The 17,816-nt window shown below is 65.3% G+C and carries 17 protein-coding genes and 1 other RNA gene; 8 read left to right on the forward strand and 10 right to left on the reverse strand.

Annotation, left to right across the window (positions count from 1 at the left end):
• The first annotated feature begins 295 nt into the window (after positions 1-295).
• Positions 296-814 (forward strand): Hpt domain-containing protein, encoded by a 519-nt coding sequence (locus KAJ83_RS11800; protein ID WP_210682279.1) that lies wholly within the window; start codon positions 296-298, stop codon positions 812-814.
• Between the two features lie 7 nt (positions 815-821).
• Here KAJ83_RS11800 and KAJ83_RS11805 read toward each other — a convergent pair whose 3' ends face one another.
• The 5 genes from KAJ83_RS11805 to KAJ83_RS11825 form a co-directional block, all read right to left on the reverse strand.
• Positions 822-1,637 (reverse strand): TIGR00282 family metallophosphoesterase, encoded by an 816-nt coding sequence (locus KAJ83_RS11805; RefSeq protein WP_210682280.1) that lies wholly within the window; start codon positions 1,635-1,637, stop codon positions 822-824.
• Positions 1,634-2,227 carry a 5-formyltetrahydrofolate cyclo-ligase gene (locus KAJ83_RS11810; RefSeq protein WP_210682281.1) on the reverse strand — a complete coding sequence of 198 codons (594 nt, stop codon included), beginning with the start codon at positions 2,225-2,227 and terminating at the stop codon, positions 1,634-1,636. Before KAJ83_RS11810 ends, KAJ83_RS11805 begins: the two co-directional genes overlap by 4 nt.
• Positions 2,228-2,286: 59 nt before the next feature.
• Positions 2,287-2,444, reverse strand: a non-coding RNA gene (gene ssrS, locus KAJ83_RS11815) — 6S RNA.
• 13 nt (positions 2,445-2,457) lie between these two features.
• A complete protein-coding gene (locus KAJ83_RS11820) occupies positions 2,458-2,829 on the reverse strand; it encodes a cell division protein ZapA (protein ID WP_210682282.1) in 372 nt (123 codons plus the stop codon).
• A gap of 17 nt (positions 2,830-2,846) precedes the next feature.
• On the reverse strand, positions 2,847-3,161 hold the full coding sequence (locus KAJ83_RS11825) for a hypothetical protein (protein ID WP_210682283.1): 315 nt from the start codon (positions 3,159-3,161) through the stop codon (positions 2,847-2,849).
• 407 nt (positions 3,162-3,568) lie between these two features.
• Between KAJ83_RS11825 and tkt the strand changes: the two genes are divergently transcribed.
• The 4 genes from tkt to KAJ83_RS11845 all read left to right on the forward strand — a co-directional run bounded on the left by tkt (position 3,569) and on the right by KAJ83_RS11845 (position 8,290).
• Positions 3,569-5,596: a transketolase gene (tkt, locus tag KAJ83_RS11830; RefSeq protein WP_210682284.1), complete on the forward strand. Its 2,028-nt coding sequence runs from the start codon at positions 3,569-3,571 to the stop codon at positions 5,594-5,596.
• Between the two features lie 63 nt (positions 5,597-5,659).
• Positions 5,660-6,670 carry a type I glyceraldehyde-3-phosphate dehydrogenase gene (gap, locus tag KAJ83_RS11835; protein WP_210682285.1) on the forward strand — a complete coding sequence of 337 codons (1,011 nt, stop codon included), beginning with the start codon at positions 5,660-5,662 and terminating at the stop codon, positions 6,668-6,670.
• A 32-nt stretch (positions 6,671-6,702) separates the two neighbouring features.
• The gene (locus KAJ83_RS11840) at positions 6,703-7,623 is read left to right on the forward strand and encodes a class I fructose-bisphosphate aldolase (protein WP_210682286.1); all 921 of its coding nucleotides are present in this window, start codon (positions 6,703-6,705) and stop codon (positions 7,621-7,623) included.
• A gap of 22 nt (positions 7,624-7,645) precedes the next feature.
• A complete protein-coding gene (locus KAJ83_RS11845; protein WP_210682287.1) occupies positions 7,646-8,290 on the forward strand; it encodes a thiamine phosphate synthase in 645 nt (214 codons plus the stop codon).
• A gap of 18 nt (positions 8,291-8,308) precedes the next feature.
• On the opposite strand, the gene KAJ83_RS11850 is transcribed toward KAJ83_RS11845, so the two are convergent.
• A complete protein-coding gene (locus tag KAJ83_RS11850) occupies positions 8,309-8,920 on the reverse strand; it encodes a glutathione S-transferase family protein (RefSeq protein WP_210682288.1) in 612 nt (203 codons plus the stop codon).
• Between the two features lie 613 nt (positions 8,921-9,533).
• On the opposite strand from KAJ83_RS11850, the gene KAJ83_RS11855 reads away from it, so the two are divergent.
• The 3 genes from KAJ83_RS11855 to KAJ83_RS11865 all read left to right on the forward strand — a co-directional run bounded on the left by KAJ83_RS11855 (position 9,534) and on the right by KAJ83_RS11865 (position 14,074).
• Positions 9,534-10,130: a hypothetical protein gene (locus KAJ83_RS11855; protein WP_210682289.1), complete on the forward strand. Its 597-nt coding sequence runs from the start codon at positions 9,534-9,536 to the stop codon at positions 10,128-10,130.
• A gap of 550 nt (positions 10,131-10,680) precedes the next feature.
• Positions 10,681-12,357 (forward strand): sulfotransferase family protein, encoded by a 1,677-nt coding sequence (locus KAJ83_RS11860; protein WP_210682290.1) that lies wholly within the window; start codon positions 10,681-10,683, stop codon positions 12,355-12,357.
• A gap of 73 nt (positions 12,358-12,430) precedes the next feature.
• Positions 12,431-14,074 carry a sulfotransferase gene (locus KAJ83_RS11865; RefSeq protein WP_210682291.1) on the forward strand — a complete coding sequence of 548 codons (1,644 nt, stop codon included), beginning with the start codon at positions 12,431-12,433 and terminating at the stop codon, positions 14,072-14,074.
• Positions 14,075-14,131: 57 nt separating this feature from the next.
• Here KAJ83_RS11865 and KAJ83_RS19655 read toward each other — a convergent pair whose 3' ends face one another.
• The 4 genes from KAJ83_RS19655 to rpmE all read right to left on the reverse strand — a co-directional run bounded on the left by KAJ83_RS19655 (position 14,132) and on the right by rpmE (position 17,695).
• Positions 14,132-15,736, reverse strand: a complete 1,605-nt coding sequence (locus tag KAJ83_RS19655) for a PAS domain-containing sensor histidine kinase (RefSeq protein WP_210682292.1) — start codon at positions 15,734-15,736, stop codon at positions 14,132-14,134.
• 163 nt (positions 15,737-15,899) lie between these two features.
• Positions 15,900-16,499, reverse strand: a complete 600-nt coding sequence (locus KAJ83_RS11875; protein WP_210682293.1) for a 2OG-Fe(II) oxygenase family protein — start codon at positions 16,497-16,499, stop codon at positions 15,900-15,902.
• Positions 16,500-16,701: 202 nt separating this feature from the next.
• Entirely contained in the window at positions 16,702-17,202 is a 501-nt protein-coding gene (locus KAJ83_RS11880) for an Hsp20 family protein (RefSeq protein ID WP_210682294.1), read from the reverse strand.
• 271 nt (positions 17,203-17,473) lie between these two features.
• Entirely contained in the window at positions 17,474-17,695 is a 222-nt protein-coding gene (rpmE, locus tag KAJ83_RS11885; protein WP_210682295.1) for a 50S ribosomal protein L31, read from the reverse strand.
• Positions 17,696-17,816: the final 121 nt, after the last annotated feature.

The raw sequence follows: 17,816 nt of genomic DNA on the forward strand, positions 1-17,816 counted from the left end.
TTACCCGATATGTGGTAGGCACGCACGGCTTTCCTATCGGAACCGTAGTCTCCCGGTGCGCGGGCCCGCGCGGGGCAAGCTTTAGGGCAAGACCGCCCGCCATGCAACGAGCGGCTTCGTCGCCCGCCCCACCACGACGCAACGACCTTCCGCGGCCCTCTTGCGCGGCCCTCTTGCGCGGCCCTCTTGCCATGCCGCGCCACGGCGCGTCATATTGCGCCCATTCGGTCGGGGCTGGCGCGAGGCTGACCGACCGCCGGCCACATGGCCGGCCACGCGAACGGGATAAAGACTTATGGCTGACGGCGGCGACGGATCGGGGGATCGCGGCGATGTGGAGATCGTGACGCCCCCCCATACTCTGAAAAAGAAGGTCTCCGGCAGCGGCGGCCCGACGCCGGAGATGCTGGCACGCGCCGAAGCCGCCATCGCAAAGATGAGCGACGACTATCCCGAATGGGCGGGCAAGGACGTGGAAAAGCTCAGCGCCCTGGTAGAGACGCTGTCTCCGGAGCAGGCGACGAATACCGGCGCCGCGCGGGACGCCTTCCGCCTTGCCCACGACATGCGTGGTCAGGGTGGCAGCTTCGGTTATCCGCTGATGACGCGGATCGCCAATTCCTTCTGCCGCTTCATGGAGAAAATGGAGACGCTCGATGCCGGCGCGATCGACATCCTATCAACGCATGTCGACGCGATGCGCGCGGTAATCGGTCACAAGGTCAGCGGCGACGGCGGCGAGACCGGCCGCCAGATCGCCGAGGGGCTGGAACAGGCGACGCGGAAATACCTAACGAGACACGGCCTGTCCTGACGCCCCCTTACCCCGGCCAGGCGACGGACAACCGCCCGCCGACGCGCAGCGGCTCGACCCGCACGGCGAGGCCGGTCCTGGGGTTCGTTTCCACCACGACACCGCACAGCGTGCCATCGCCCTCCGCCGGTTCCATGCGCGGGCGCGGCAGGCGGCCCAGGAGGCGCTCCATCGAGAGTTCCTTCTTCATCCCGATGACCGAATCGTAATCACCGCACATGCCGGCATCGCACTGAAAGCCGGTACCGCCGGCCAGCACATGGGCATCCGCCGTCGGAACGTGAGTATGGGTCCCGACCACCAGGCTGGCCCGTCCGTCGCAATAATGGCCGGTCGCGTATTTCTCGCTCGTCGCCTCGCCATGGAAATCCACCAGGACGAAGTCGAATCCGCTTTCCACCGGCGCGCCGTCGGGCATCGCCTCGTCGATCGCCTGAAAAGGATCGTCCAGAGGCTCCATGAAAAGGCGTCCCATGACATTGACCACCAGCACACGGTGCCCGCGCGCCGTGTCATAGACCGCCGTGCCCCGCCCCGGCGTGCCCGCCCGGAAGTTCGCGGGACGCAGCAGGCGCGGCTCCTCGTCGATATAGCCGATGATCTCGGCCTGATCCCAACTGTGATTGCCGCCGGTGATGACGTCCACGCCGGCCTCGAAGATCTCCTCGCAGATCTTGCGCGTGATACCGAAACCGTGCGCCGCGTTCTCGCCATTGGCGACGACGAAATCGAAATCGAACTGCTCGCGCAGACGGGGCAGGTGCGCGTTCAATGCGTCGCGCCCCGGCCGGCCGACGATGTCCCCCAGGAACAGAAGCTTCATGGACGGAATGCCTTTCGCTCGGTCACGATCCAGTCGAGCGGTTGGTCCGTCGCCTCGCGGGGGACCGCCGCCACCTCCTGCGCGGCATAGGCGACACCCGCGGCGATCACCCGGCGCCGGCCACGCAGCCTCTCCAGCGTGCGGTCATAGAAACCGCCGCCATAGCCCAGCCGATAGCCGGCCCGGTCGAAGGCCAGCATCGGCACGAGCAGGATATCGGGTTCTACCGCCTCGACCTCCGGCGCGGGCGCGCGGGTTCCGAAGGGTTCCTCCACCAACGCGTCACCTTGGCGATAGAGGCGGAAGGTCAGCGGCCGGTCCTTGCCCTCGACGCAGGGCAACGCGACCCGGCAACCCCGCGCCCAGAGCGCCTGCATCAACGGCGCCGTATCGAGTTCGGAGCCGATCGGCAGAAACGCGCTGACGGTCGATTTCTTCGGCGGGTCGAGCGCCGCCATCACCTTCAGCGACACCTCGATCGCGGCCTGAACGCCGTTCTCCGCGTGCGCGGCCTTGCGGGCTGCCTGGGCCTCGCGCCGAGCGGCGCGCTTCGCCTCGGCGATGGACTCGCCATCCTGCGATTCCGTCATGCGGACACCTTGGGTCACGGGAACGAGCCGCCGACCTCGACGTCTCGGAAAACGAGCGGGCGCGAACCGCGATCGCCGTGGCCGGAACATATCCTCTGGAGCCTGCTCGAGCAGGTGGGCGCCGTTGTACCGAGGCCAAGACCCCGGCAGGGACAGCTCCCTAGAGGTGAGTATAGCCCCCGGGACATAATCGGCTACACGCGCGCCGCAGCACGCGCCCTGGCGCAGATTTAGGAGTCTTGAAGCCGCGCGGCAATAGCGTCGAGTCGTTCGGTCGCGCGATCGATCGCCGCCGCCCCCTCGGCGCGCGCCGAATCCGTGGCATCGGCTCCGGCCTCGGCGGTCCGCGCACCTTCCGCCTCCAGCGCGTCGACACGCTGTTTCAGACGCGCGATTTCGAGTTGGGCGTCGGAGAGTTCGTCCGAAACCAGCAGACCAGCAATCACCAGCAGCCGCGCATGACCGACCTGACCGATCGAACCGGCGAGGTCGCGCACCCGACCGTCGAGTTGCGCCGCGAGCGCGCCCAGATGCTCCTCCTGCCCATCCTCGCAGGCGATCATATAGTCGCGGTCATTTATCGTGACGGAGAGTTGGCGCATGTCCTCGCGGCCCTTTCCTAAGGCTCTTCCCGGCCGGCGGAGGCCGGTCCGGCGCGTAACGCGTCCCCGTCGACCTTCCCGCCATTCCCGCCGCCCTCCGGTGCGAGCACCGCGTCGATATCCGCCAGGGTGGCATCGATCTCCGCGCACGCGCCGCGTTTGAGACGGTTCAGCTCGGTTTCGAGGTCGGCGACGCGACTCTCCAGCGCGCGCTTTTCCTCCGCGAGACGCGCGCGCTCGGTCTCCGCCTTCTCCCGCTGCGCGGTCGCGGCCGTCTCCACCCGCTGCAACGCGGCGGCAAGGCGGCTTTCCGCTTGCGGGATGTCGGTCATGGCGGCCACGGCTCCGCTTGAGGGCGTTGATGCTACGTCGGAAGCGTCCGCGACGTTAAGCGTGGCCCCGGCGCGCGTCAACTCGACCCTCCGTTTCGAGCGCCATCGCTTCGCCACGCCCCAGGTCCGCGAAGCCGCGCGAAACCGGGCATGGCGGGGGTGAATCCGGTTGACCTGCCGGGTCGGCGCTTGCATCTTGCGCCCGCTTTCGGGGAAAGGGGATTCTCCGGGGCATCTTGGGGCATTTTTTCGGTCCGAGGCGGTGCACGCGGCCCGGTCGGAGCGCAACGGCGCGTGGCCGTCGAACGCGAGATGCAAGACCGCCCGCCGCGCCGGCATTCAGCGTATGACCCGCCCGAAGGCGAGTCCACGCGACACGAACGACTGACGAAAGAGTACCGAACGCCATGTCGAAATCCGAACCGCTTCCTTCCTCGTCGTCCGATACGGGGGCGGTCCCGTCCCGGACCATGGCCAATGCCATCCGCGCGCTCGCGATGGACGCGGTGGAGGCGGCGAAATCCGGCCACCCGGGCATGCCCATGGGCATGGCCGATGTCGCGACGGTCCTGTTCACCAAGCATCTGAAGTTCGACGCGGCGGCCCCGGACTGGCCGGATCGCGACCGGTTCGTGCTCTCGGCCGGGCACGGCTCGATGCTGCTCTACGCGCTCCTCCACCTCACCGGCTATGAGGACATGACGCTGGAGGATCTGAAGAATTTCCGCCAGCTCGGCGCCAAGACCGCCGGCCATCCGGAATATGGCCATGCCAAGGGGATCGAGACCACGACCGGTCCGCTCGGCCAGGGTCTCGGCAACGCGGTCGGCATGGCGTTGGCGGAGCGGATGTTGAACGCACGCTTCGGCGACGATCTGGTCGACCATCATACCTACGTCATCGCCGGCGATGGCTGCCTTATGGAGGGTATCAGCCACGAGGCGATCTCGCTGGCGGGCCATCTGGGGCTGGGCCGGCTGATCGTGCTGTTCGACGACAACGGCATTTCGATCGACGGACCGACGGACCTCGCCGTGTCCGACGATCAGGCCGCGCGCTTCAAGGCCTCCGGCTGGCATGTCCAGAAGGTGGACGGCCACGACCCGGAAGCGGTCGACAAGGCGATCCGCGCGGCCAAGCGCTCCGACAAGCCTTCCCTCATCGCCTGCAAGACCGTGATCGGCTTCGGCGCGCCGACCAAGGCGGGGACCGCCGGCTCGCACGGGGCGGCCCTGGGCGCGGAGGAGATCGCGGCGACGCGCGAGGCGCTGGGCTGGCCCCATCACCCGTTCGAGATTCCGGGCGACGTGCTGGAAGCTTGGCGCGCAGCGGGCCGCAGGGGGGCTAAGGCCAATGCGCAATGGGCGAAGCGCCTTGCCGGCCAGCCGTCGGAACGCCGCGCCGCCTTCGAGCGCGGCCAGCAGGGCGACCTGCCGGAGGGTTGGGACGCAGCACTGGTCGCCTACAAGAAGAAGCTGAGCGAGGAGGCGCCGAAGGTCGCCACCCGCGTCGCCTCGCAGAACACGCTCAAGGTCCTGGGGGACGCGGTGCCGGAACTGGTCGGCGGCTCGGCCGACCTCACCGGCTCGAACAATACCAAGGCCGGCGACATGGCGGTCGTGACCCGCGACGACTATAGCGGCCGCTACATCCATTACGGTGTGCGGGAGCACGGCATGGCCGCGGCGATGAACGGCATCGCGCTGCATGGCGGGCTTATCCCCTATGGCGGTACCTTCCTGGTCTTCACCGATTATTGCCGGCCGTCGATCCGGCTTTCCGCGTTGATGGGGCAGCGCGTCGTCTATGTGATGACGCACGACTCGATCGGCCTGGGCGAGGACGGGCCGACCCACCAGCCGGTGGAGCATCTCTCGGCCCTGCGCGCGATCCCCAATGTCGCGGTCTTCCGTCCCTGCGACGCGGTGGAGACGGCGGAATGCTGGGGCCTGGCTCTGGCACGGGCGGACGGGCCGTCGATCCTGGCGCTGACGCGACAGGGGCTGCCGACGCTTCGCACCATCGCGCAGGACGAGAATCTCAGCGCCCGGGGCGGCTATATCATGCTGGACGCCGAGGGAGGCGCCCGCCGGGCGACCCTGGTCGCCACCGGCTCGGAGGTGGAAATCGCCTGCGCCGCGCGCGAGACGCTTCAGGCCGCCGGTATTCCGACGGCCGTGGTTTCCATGCCGTCCCAGGAACTCTTCCGGGCGCAGAGCGTCTCCTATCGCGAGAGCGTGCTGGGCGACGCCGATACCGTGAAGGTCGCGGTCGAGGCCGCGACGGGCGAGAGTTGGTACGCGGTGCTGGGTGGCGATTTCGGCTTCGTCGGGATGACGGGCTTCGGCGCATCCGGGCCCTATAAGGAGCTCTACGAGCATTTCGGCATCACGGCCGAGGCGGTCGCGGACGCGGTGCGCCAGCGGCTGGGCTGACAAGGACATGGAAGACGGGCCGGGGTGGCCCGACCAAGCAGGTCTCAAGGAGGAAAGAGGACGATGGCGGTACGGGTAGCGATCAACGGGTTCGGGCGCATCGGTCGGCTGGTGCTGCGCGCCGCGATGGAAGCGGGCCGCAAGGATATCGAGTTCGTGGCGATCAACGATCTCGGCACCGTCGAGGCCAATGCCCATATGCTGAAGTACGACACCGTGCATGGCCGCTTCCCGGGCGAGGTGAAGACCGGCGACGATTGGATGGACCTCGGCACCGGCCGCATCAAGGTCACCTCCGAGCGCGACCCGGCCAAGCTGCCCTGGGGCGATCTCGGCATCGACGTCGCGCTGGAATGCACGGGCCTCTTCGCCTCCAAGGAGAAGGCATCGGCGCATCTGACGGCGGGCGCGAAGCGCGTGCTGGTCTCGGCCCCCTGCTCGGAGGCCGACGCGACCATCGTCTACGGCGTGAACCATGACTCGCTGCAGGCCGATCACACGGTGATCTCCAACGCGAGCTGCACCACCAACTGCCTCGCGCCCGTCGCCTATGTGCTGAACAAGGCGGTCGGGATCGAGCGTGGCTTCATGTCCACCATCCACTCCTTCACCGGCGATCAGCGCACCGTCGATACGCTGCATAGCGACCTGCGCCGGGCCCGCGCGGCGAGCGAGAACATGATCCCGACCTCGACCGGCGCGGCGCGCGCGGTCGGCCTCGTGCTGCCGGAACTGAAGGGCAAGCTCGACGGCACGGCGATCCGCGTGCCGACGGCGAACGTCTCGCTGATCGACCTGAAGTTCGACGCCAAGAAGGCCACGGACGCGGAAGCGATCAACAACGCGATCAAGGAGGCCGCCGCCTCCGGTCCGCTCAAGGGGGTGCTGACGACGAACGACGAGCCGCTCGTCTCCAGCGATTTCAACCACAACCCGGCCAGTTCCACCTTCGATCTGACCCAGACGCAGGTGGTCGACGGCACGCTGGTGCGCGTCCTGAGCTGGTACGACAATGAATGGGGCTTCTCCAACCGCATGTCCGACACCGCCGTCGCGATCGGCAAGCTGGGTTGAGATCGGCCATATAGATCAGGGGGACGACAGCCATGAAAGTCACGCAGACCGTCAAGAAGATCCTCTCGCACTATGAGAGCGACAATCCCGGCACCAAGCGCAACATCGCCTCGATGTTGATGCAGGGGAAGCTGGCCGGCACCGGCAAGATGGTGATCCTGCCCGTGGATCAGGGGTTCGAGCATGGGCCGGCGCGCTCCTTCGCGCCGAACCCGGACGCCTACGACCCGCACTATCACTATAAGCTGGCGATCGACGCGGGCCTCAATGCCTATGCCGCGCCGCTCGGCCAGCTCGAACTCGGCGCCGACACCTTCGCCGGGCAGATTCCAACGATCCTGAAGGTCAACAGCTCCAATAGCTGGGCGACCGATAAGGACCAGGCGATCACCGCCTCGGTCGACGACGCGCTGAAGCTCGGCTGCGCGGCCATCGGCTTCACGGTCTATCCGGCCTCCGATTTCGCGAACGAACTGTTCGAGGAAATCCGCAAGATGGCGGAAGAGGCGAAGTCCGTCGGCCTCGCCGTCGTCATCTGGTCCTATCCGCGCGGCGGCGATCTGTCGAAGGACGGCGAGACGGCGATGGATGTCTGCGCCTATGCCGCGCACCTCGCCGCCCAGCTCGGCGCGCACATCATCAAGGTGAAGCCGCCGACGGCGCATCTGGAGCAGCCGGAGGCCAAGAAGGTCTACGAGAAGGAAGGCATCGACATCTCGACGATGGCCAAGCGCGTCGCGCATGTGAAGCAGGCCGCCTTTAACGGCAAGCGCATCGTCGTCTTCTCCGGCGGTGCCTCCAAGGGTCTGGACGGCCTCTACGAGGAAATCCGGGGCCTGCGCGACGGCGGCGCCAACGGCTCCATCATCGGCCGCAACACCTTCCAGCGCCCCCGCGAGGAGGCGCTGGAAATGCTGAGCCATATCATCGACATCTATAAGGGCAAGGCCTGATCCCAGGGCCGGTATCCAGTCGATGACCGATCGGCATGATTGCCAACTCTATCTCGTGACGCCGCCGGAGTTCGATCCGGCGGCGTTCGCGCCTCTGGTCGAGGAGGCGCTGGCGGCCGGCCCCGTCGCCTGCCTGCAACTCTGGCTGCCGGAGGCCGACGACGACCGGCTGCGCACCGCCGCCAAGGCGTTGCGCGGCGTGGTACAGGGTCATGACACCGCCTTCGTCATCAACGGCCACGTGAAGCTCGCCGCCTATCTGGGCTGTGACGGGGTGCACTTGGATCATGCCTCCGCCGCCGACGTGAAGGCGGCGAAGAAGGTACTGGGGGAGGATTCGATCGTCGGCGTCTCCGCCCGCACCTCCCGCCACGAGGCGATGAACGCGGGCGAAGCGGGTGCGGACTATGTCAGTTTCGGCCCCGTCTTCGATACCGCCACCAAGGGCCTGCCGGCCGACCCGGCGGCACTGAGCGCGATCGAGTGGTGGGGCGAGATGATGGAGGTCCCCTGTGTCGCCGTCGGCGGTATCACGGCCGACAATCTGACGCGGCCGGTGGAAGCCGGCGCGGATTTCATCTGCGCCGTCTCCGCCGTCTGGAACCATCCGGACGGGCCGGGCGCGGGCGTCCGCGCCTTGACCCGGGCCCTGAAGGCGACGCGTTAGCGGATAGGCGCCACACGCCTATCCGTTCCAGGGCGCCATCGCGATGAATCCGGGCAGCGCCTCCACCCGCGCGAGCCATTGGGTGAGCGCGGGATAGCCGTCGCGCTTGATCCCCCCTTCCGCGCTGACCGATGTGTAGGAATAGAGGGCGATGTCGGCGACCGTCGCGCCGTCCCCCACCAGCCAGTCGCGCGCCGTCAGGTGATCGTCCATCAGCTTGAGCGCCGCATGTCCCTTCGCCTGCCGTTTCGCCAAGAGCACCCTGCGTTCCGCCGTCATCTCCAGATGGTGGCACCAGAAGCGGGCGACGGCGACATTGGGCTCGTGATTATACTGCTCCCAGAATAGCCAGGAGAGGCATTGGGCACGGGCGAACGGCTCCTCCGGCAGGAAGGCCGTTCCCTCCGCCAGATAGCACAGGATCGCGTTCGATTCCGGCAGGCAGCGCCCATCCTCCAACTGCAGCACCGGGATCTTGCCGTTGGGGTTGAGCGCCAGGAAGGCCGGCCTATGCGTTCCGCCCGAATGAATATCGTGCAATTCCAGCCGGAAATCCCGCCCCAGCAGGGCGAGCAACAGGCGCACCTTGTGGCCGTTACCGCTTTCCAGACAGTCATGGAGCGTAAGCATCCGTCCCCTCCCTCTTTCGCGCGAGATGATACCGGAATTCTGCGGGCGACACGCGCGCCCGCAAGCGAGATTTTCAGGGCGCGAGACCAAGCCCCGCTTGGCCTTGCCCAGATATTCCGACTCTCATTGCCTAGTGATGCCTAAGTTTGAAATTCGCCGGGATTGTCGCCCTGTCGCGAACCTGCCCGACCTCTTAAACGCTTCGGGGAAGTGAGGAAGGGGCGGCCCCGCTAAAGTGGCGGAGGAACCTAAGTCCCAAGTACGCCGACTCCATCCGAACGGGGCCGCTTGCGCCACTATACACTACGCAAACATAGATAGTGAACGGTAAAGACCCTAAGGACAGAAGGTGATCGACAACGCCATGCAGATCGCAATCTGTAAGCTAAGGAAAAATATGGTTAAAAATGGCCGTGAAGGAACTCCAACGCATAGACAGCATGTCTCGGCTGGGTCTGGAACATGAAGAATACTGTCATTGAGTCAATCGACTCGACCGTCGCATAGCCAGGATCGCGCGGGCGACACAAGAAATGCGAGAAGTAAAAAGAGTGAGTCGTTATAATCACTTAGTGAATATTGACTAAACATCTGATTCTTTTATAATTTTCTCATGGATACGACGTACCACCTTAACGGCAGCTACAAGCCTACGCTCAAGCGGTTCGCTGATCTTAGTGGGCCGGATTTTTTCCCGACACCGCGCTGGGCAACATTTGCTCTAATCGATAATGAAAGGTTCCAAGGTGACATTTGGGAGTGCGCCTGTGGTGATGGAGCCATGTCTGGCGTGTTGGAGAACACGGGAAGCTCCGTGGCTAGCTCTGACCTTTATGATCGTGGATATGGCGAGCGAGGGGTGGATTTCCTCTCACCCGACCGACACGCTAACAACATCGTCACCAATCCGCCCTACAATGCCGCCGAGGGCTTCGTTCGTTCCGGTTTGATATCAGCGGATCAGAAATTCGCGCTCTTGTTGCGTTTAGCCTTCCTTGAAGGGGCGAACCGCCAGCGCACGATATTTTCGAAAGCCCCGCCCTCTCGAGTTTGGGTATTCAGTGAGCGCATTACCTTTTACCCTGCTGGCGTCGAGCGGAAAGGTAGCGGGACTACGGCATACGCTTGGTTTGTGTGGGACAAGGATGCCCCAAGCACAACAGAACTCCGCTGGTTGGAGCCGGGCTATAAGGCGCGTTACTCGGATTAGGTCCGCATGCGGAGATACTGCCTTCCATGCTCAGTGATGCGGTAACCGGACCGAGGAACGTGTTCAAGATATCCTTCACAAATGTAATTGCCGGGCGTCTCATAGTGCGACTTAATATTACGTATACGCTGTTCCCACACTTCTTCACGCTGCCGAGGAACTGATCGGCGCCGATCTGCGTTGGAGAGGTCGACATAGTCGGGAACCTCCCGTTTCATTCGTGGAAATGTCGCGATGCCGTTTGGTTGGCCCGCAGCAATCTGTAGCACCGCAAACGCTATATCGTTCTCTGTAACGCTAACATTCTGCATCATGGCCCTCTCCTTATATCTAGTTGTAATAATATAAATATATCTCCCAAAGAGCGAGTCGCTTTGCGTCTGGGGCGTATTTGGGAAATTATTCGCCCCAGCTAAAACTCATATTGCGATACGACCTTACGTCTCCCTCGCTTTCGCACGGCGCGAATCCGTGCCACCGTTTCGGCTGGACATGGAACGGCGCCTTTCCCGCCCGGTCCGGCGGCGGGGATCAGCGGAAACGGACGGTCATGACGCAGGCGACGGCGCGGGACGCCCTTCTCGCCGCCCTGAAGGCGGATCATTTCTATGCGGGTCTGCGGGCGTTCGAGACCTTGGACGACCCCGCCGCCCTGCCCCCCGGCACCGCGGAGCGGATGATCCATCTGACGCTGGCGCTCGGGCATTTCGATCAGTTGATGCGCATCATGCGCGCGCCCGGCATCGCGGCCTCGCTATCGCCCGCGATGCGGGAGCTCGGCACGCTCGGCCTCTTCATCGCCGGACGGGGCGATCTCGTCGCTTCCGGCGCGGTCCCGCTTTCACCGAAGCGCCAGGAACTCGGGCTGCTGCTCAACATGGCGCAATGCCTTGAACAGGTGGGGGAAAGCCGCAAGGCGATGAGCATCATGGCCGGGCCGTTGAAACAGGCCGTGGCCACGAACGATCTGGCCGGCCGGGTCGCGATGCATATCGGGGCCTCGCTGTTCGAGGTGGAGGACAGCGTCCGCTTCGCCGCCATGGCCAAGGCCTTGGGCCTCGCCCCCGACGACAATTGGGTCCTCTACCAATCCCTGCGCTACGTGCCCGTGCCGCGCGACGTCGCGCGTCTGCGCAAGCCGGGCGAAGCGGTCTTCCCGAGCAAGAAGATGCCGCTCCACACCTGCATCGGTGGACGACAACGCATCGCCGCGCGTGACGGCGCGGGCTGGGACGGGCTGGGGGTCGATGCCTTCCGACCTGCGCCGAGCTATAGGCCGGACGCGCTCTCCGATCTCGTCGCGAGGCAGGCGGAGGCCGCGCGCACGGCCTTGCGGGCCCCCTGGTTCGCCGAACGTCTGGACGGCCTCGCCCGCGTGCGGGAGCGTTTCGCCCCCGATGCCGCCGATCCGATCCAGGTAATCTCCACCGGGCGGGCGGGAACGACGGCACTGCAGCTTTTCCTGCGGCGCGGAGCCTATCTGCCCTATCATACCTTCGTGTGGCAATTGGGCCCGCGACACCGGTTCGACCTGTTGAACCGGCTGTTGACGGACGCGAACGACCCCGCATCCCTCGCCCCCGCCTTGCGGCGTTATCTATCGGCCCGGATCACCGAATGGATCGCCGCCTACCGACTCGGCAAGACGCCGGTGATCGTCAGTCATTGGGATGTGATCTTCGCGCCCTTCCTGCGCGCCATGTTCCCGGAGGCACGCTTTCTCCACCTGCACCGCCGGGCGGAGGGGGTGGCGGCATCCCAGGTCGGCAAGCGCCAGTTCGCGATGAGCCAGTTGATCGCCCTGCCGACCCATCGCGACCGCGGCGAGGGGACGAACGAAGGGGCGTCGTTCCTCCTGCCGCCCTGCGACATGCTGCCGGACTGCGTCGGCTGGTACATGGCCTTCACGCGCCATTTCCACGAGGCGCTGACGCGGGCCTTCCCCTCCGACCGGCATGCGGATCTGGCGAGCGAGGCCTTGTTCGAGGCCCGGCCGGAAGCCCTGGACGCCCTGCATGCCGTCTTTCCCGACGCGCCGGTCACCCAGGATATGGTCCGCCGACATTTCGGCCGTAAGATCAACGAGAAGCAGGATCACAGCTTCGACGACCCGAACACCGCCGGCTATATCGAGCGCGCGCTGGCCGCCCATGACGCCCGGCGCGCGGCCGCGGAGGTGGCGCCACCCTGGACACCCAGCCCGAAGCCGGCAGACACCGATTCTTAGGTACCCTGGCGAGAATCCTGTACCGTCTTCCCTCAAGATTGCCTCCCGGCAGAGCGACGCGACGGATGGGACAATGCCGACGATAGAGGACACGGACGGTTTGAACGACCTGGTCGGCCATATCAAGGCGGGCCGCCCCTACTCCGCCCAACGCGGTATCGAGGCCCTGTCGGATGGCGCCGGTCTCGGCGCGGATGTCGTCGCCCACCTGATCAATATCGCCGACGTTCTCGGGCATCATGACGACGTCCTGCGCATAGCCGGCACGGCGGACTCCACCGCCAGCCTGCCACGACCCTCGCGGACAGCGATCGCCCGCGTCGCCGCCATCGCGGGGCGGGGCGATTTGATGACCGGGGGGACAATCACGCTAAAGGCGTCGGCCGGCGAGGAGGAGTTGCTGATGTACGCCGCGCAGTGCATGGCGCAGACGGGGCACGCGGGCCGCGCGCTCGACCTCATGGGCGGCGCGTTGCGACGCGCCGTTCGCAGCCACGACCTTGTGGCGCGGAACGCTATGTTCGTCGCCGCCCATGCCGTCGACCCGGACGATGGAGACGCGTTCGACGACGTGCTGCGGCCGATCGGCCTTACACGCCGGAACAGTTGGACCGTCTATGAGCGGCTGCGCCACACGGCGCCCACCGATATCGACCGACTTCCCCGGCCAACCGCCTCGGTCTTTCCCGCCGGCAAGCACATGCTTCATTTCTGTCCGTCCGGCACGGAGGGTATCGACCTGCCGGGAGAAGGAGGGGGACATGCCGCCGCCCCGTCCTATACACCCGACAGCCTCGTCGAAACGTTATCGACCCTGATCGACACGCTGCGCGACATGATGCGGGAGCCCTGGTTCGCGGAGCGGCTGGCGCTCATCGGCCAGACGCGCCGGCACTTCGCCCCGGCGGCCGGCGACCCTGTCCAAGTGATCTCGACCGGGCGGGCGGGAACGACCGCGCTCCATGGCTATCTCGCCGGCAGCCGGTTCGAGCCCTATCACGGTTTCGTCTGGCAACTCGCCCCGCGACACCGGTGGGAGATGCTGAACCGACTGTTGACCGGAACGATCGACCGGGACGGGCTGCGGCCTGTCGCTCGGTGCTATCTGCGTGCCCGGGTAAGCGAGATCCTGGCTGCCTATAGGCTTGGCCGCACGCCGGTATTGATCAGCCATTTCGATGTGATCTTCGCCCCGGTTCTGCTGGCCGCCTTCCCGGACATGCGGTTCATCCATATGCACCGCGCCCCTTCGGCGGTGGCCTCCTCCCAAATCGGCAAGCGCCAGTTCGCCATGGGGCAGTTGCTGCCCCTGCCCTATCGGCGCGCGAGGGCGTCGCAAGGCGCGCGCTTCCATCTTCCCGCCAGCACACACCTGCCGGAGATGGTCGCTTGGTACATCACCTTCACCGAGGATTTCTTCCACGCCCTCGCCACCACCCACCCATCGCCACATCATATCGACCTGCGGGCGGAGGATCTTTTCGAAGGGCACGCGGCGGGATTCGAGGCGCTGGCGCATGTCTTCGACGGACCGGTCCGGTCCGAGGCCGAAACCCGCGCCCATTTCGCGCGTAAGATCAATGAGAAGCGGGAACGGGCCGTCGAAGACCCGCTGACGGCCCGTTATATGGAGGAGACGGAAACCGCCAGACGCCGACTGCGGGCGATGACGCGCCGAACCCTGTTCCCGCTCGATCGCGGGAACCACGCCGGATAGGCAAAATACCCTCCAAAGCCCCCTGGTCTAGGTAAGGGGAGCGAAACCGCCCCGCCCTTAAAGGGCATCGTGCATCTCGACCAGCAAGGTATCCTGCACCCGCGCATGCACGGGAAAGCCCAGGGTCACGGTCGTGCCGACACCGACGATCGAGGTGATGGAGAGATCCACGCCCAGCAGTTCGGTAAGCCGCTTGCAGATCGGCATGCCCAGGCCGGTTCCCGGGTCCCGACGCGCGACGCTGGTGCGTCCCCGGAAAAAGGGTTCGAAGATCGTCGTCAGATCATCCTCCGGAATCCCGCGCCCGGTATCCGCGATCACGATGCGGGCGCCACCGGCCGGCTTTTCTAGCGCGATCAACTGGACGGAGACCGTTCCACCGTCGGCGGTGAACTTAACGGCATTGGAAATCAGATTGCCGAGAATAAGCGCGACGGCCCGGTGATCCGACCGGACGGCGACGGAATCCGGCGCGATGGTGTTTATCCGCAAACGGCGGCCGGGATGTCCGGCCCGGGTCAGGTCGACCGCTTCCCGGATCAACCGGCCAAGATCGATCCATTCGGGATGGATCGGGTACTTTCCGGCCTCTATCCGCGAGAGATCCAGGAGATCGTCGACCAACGCCAGCAAGGTACCCGCGGCCGCATGGATGTCGCGTCCATAGGCGGCGAAATTCGCCCGTGCCAACCCCTCGGTCGCCGGCGTGTAAAGCAGTTCCGAGAAGCCGATGATCGCATTGAGCGGCGTCCTCAAATCATGGCTCATCCGTGCCAGGAAATCGGATTTCGCGATGTTCGCCGCCTCCGCCCGCTCGCGCGCCTGATTCAGGTCCTTGGTGCGGCGGCGCACCCGGTCCTCGAGGCTGTTGTTCAAGGCGGCCAAGTCGTCCATCGCGCGCTTCAGCGAGGTGATATCCTCCTCCACGACGATAAGCGCCGGCTGTCCACTCACCGCATCGCGGGCGATGCGCAGGGTAATCAGGTGCCAGCGCGGTCCTTGCCGGCTCTCGATCAGGAATTCCCCGGACGGTTCCGCCCCCATCGCGCCTTCCCGCAACAGGCGCTCGGCGACCCGCTTGTCCCGGAAGCGGTCCTCGAACCGGGCCGCTGGAGCGGTGGCACCATCGAAGGTCTCGGCCTCGGAACGAACAGGGCCATGCCGGTCGGCCGCGGCGGGATTCATCGTGAGCACGGTCCCGTCGAGACCGATATAGCTGATCATGATGGATGTATAGCGCGTCGCCTCGAGTAATCGGCGGTCATTGGCCGAGAGCATGCCGTCCCCGGTCTCCCGCGTCTCCCGCGCCTCGATCATGACCGCATCCCGCGCTCCTCGGCCGATGCGCACCGGCGTCAAGCTTATCTGCGCGGCAACCGGCGTGCCGCGCGGATAGAGGGTCCAGCTATCCTGTATCGGTGTTCCGGGCGAAGCATGGTCCATGACCTGACGGAGACGCTTGCGCACGGTCGGGCTGTCGGTCGAGAAATCCCGTCGAACCAGATCCTCCCGCGATTCCGCCCCCCAGAACCGCACGGCCTCGGCATTGCCCCACCAGATGGCATGACGCTCGATATCGAATATCCAGATGGGCATCGCGCAGAGTTCCAGAAGGTCGAGGTCCGACCGCCTGGAAAACCGCCATTCCGTCTTATGTGTCACCTTGGTTCCCTCCCATTCCCCAGAAGGGTGACACACTCCCCTATGAGGCACCCTTCCCAGAGAACACAAAAGTCATAATAAATCATAAGTACGATCGTCGGCGAAACGGGAACGACGTTGCGGGCGGGAAAGTTCGAAGTTGGAGGCAGTCACCTGGACCGGGTCACTTGAAGGGGGGGCCGTTAACCCATGCGACCAACGCATGCCGGATGCCCCTCGTTACCGGCCGCACGCGATGCAGGATGAAGGAGGGAAACAGAACGAATGTCCCCCGCTCCTTCGGCGCCGTGGTCGGCTCGCCCGTCCGGTTGAACTCCAACTCGCCGCCCTCATAGTCCTCGGCCCGGCTCAACTGGAAGGTAATGCTTAGCTTACGTGGTGCCTGCCCCGCCGCGGTGCCGTCGTAGTGCCAGCTATAATGTCCCTGCCGCTTCCCTTCGTAGGTCACGAAATAGAGCGGTTCATCCATGCCTTTCACATCGAACTGATAGGATTGCGCGTTGAGGACCGACAGTGTCGTCATGATGCGGTGGTATATCCACCCGCTTTCTGGATCGGGCAGGATATGGCGCGCGGTGCTTCTATTCTGCTCGGGCCGGATTTGCAGGTCCGGGCCGGTGCGGACCTCCTGGCCCGGCTGGCCGGTCATTCGCGCGATCAGCGCATCCATCTCGGCGTCGGTGAAAACGTTACGCCCCGTGACATAGGGCGGAAAATCGATATGCGCGACATCGGCGCGACCCGGCACCGGATACCAGAACATGAGAACCTCCCCCCGAAACGGCATTCTTTTTGTTCGATGCCGTATCGTACGATCCTACATTCAACATGCGCGCTCTCAAAGGGAACGCATGCCGCATCGACCAATAAGAAAAAGGGCGGCGCCATCGCGCCGCCCTTCCGGTTCTCGGGTCATGCCGCCCCGGCGGGGCGTCCTTTGATGATGGAGTCCAGGAAACGCCTGATTACGCGGTTTCCTTGCCGGACTCCGCCGAGGACTTTCCCTCGATCGCCTTGGCCTTGCTCTTGCCGTTGATGGCGATCTGGCGGGGCTTGGCTTCCTCGGGCACCTCGCGCTTGAGGGTTACGTGCAGCAACCCATTCTCCAGCGACGCCTGGTCGATCTTGATATGATCGGCCAGATTGAAGCGACGCTCGAAGGCGCGGGCCGCGATGCCGCGATGCAGGAACTGGCGCTCGGCCTGATCGCCGTCGTTCCCTTCGGAAACCGTCTCCGAAATCCGGCCCGAGATGGTGAGCGTGTTCCGCTCGACCGTCACGTCCAGATCGTCCTCGCCGAAGCCGGCGACCGCCATGGTAATGCGATATTCATCATCGCTCACCTTCTCGATATTGTAGGGCGGATAGGACGGAGCCGTCTCCTGCCCGACCGTATCGAGCATACGGGCCAGCCGGTCGAAGCCGACGGAGGTGCGGAAAAGCGGGGAGAGATCATAGGTACGCATGGAGCTATCCTCCTTTCAGAAGCGATAACCGTTTCATCCCAGGCCGCCCCGGTTCGCCGGCGGCGGCCCATCCATCGTTCGCCCTGGTCGGGACCCGCTTCGGGCGTCCCGGGCGAACGCGTTCGAGATGGGCAAGACGTTTCACGATGTCAAGAGGCCGCCCTGGCCGCGCGTCCCCGTTCGGACACAGAACCGGACACAGAAAAAGGGCGGCCGAAGCCGCCCTTTCCGAGATCGCATCGCGCCGGCCGTCGGACCGGCCGCGCGTCCGTTACTTCAGGCCGAAACTGGCGAAGCGCTTGTTGAAGCGCGCCAGCTGGCCGCTCTCCATCAGGCGGGCCGGGCCGCCGGTCCATGCCGGGTGCGTCGAGGGGTCGATGTCGAGCTTCAGGACATCGCCTTCCTTGCCCCAGGTGGAGCGGGTCTCGTAGGTCGTGCCGTCGACCAGCTGCACCGTGATGGTGTGATAGTCGGGGTGCGTTTCGGCCTTCATCGTCTTCGTCTCCTTGCATGGGACGCAGGCGGCGCGTCTGGGCCGCCTCCTGTCGCATGTGTCGGTGTCATGCTTGATCCGGCGCGGTTTCTACAGAAAGCCCGTGCCCCGCGCAACCGAA

The sequence above is a fragment of the Marivibrio halodurans genome, assembly GCF_017963645.1.
Taxonomy (GTDB): Bacteria; Pseudomonadota; Alphaproteobacteria; order UBA8366; family Aestuariispiraceae; genus Marivibrio; species Marivibrio halodurans.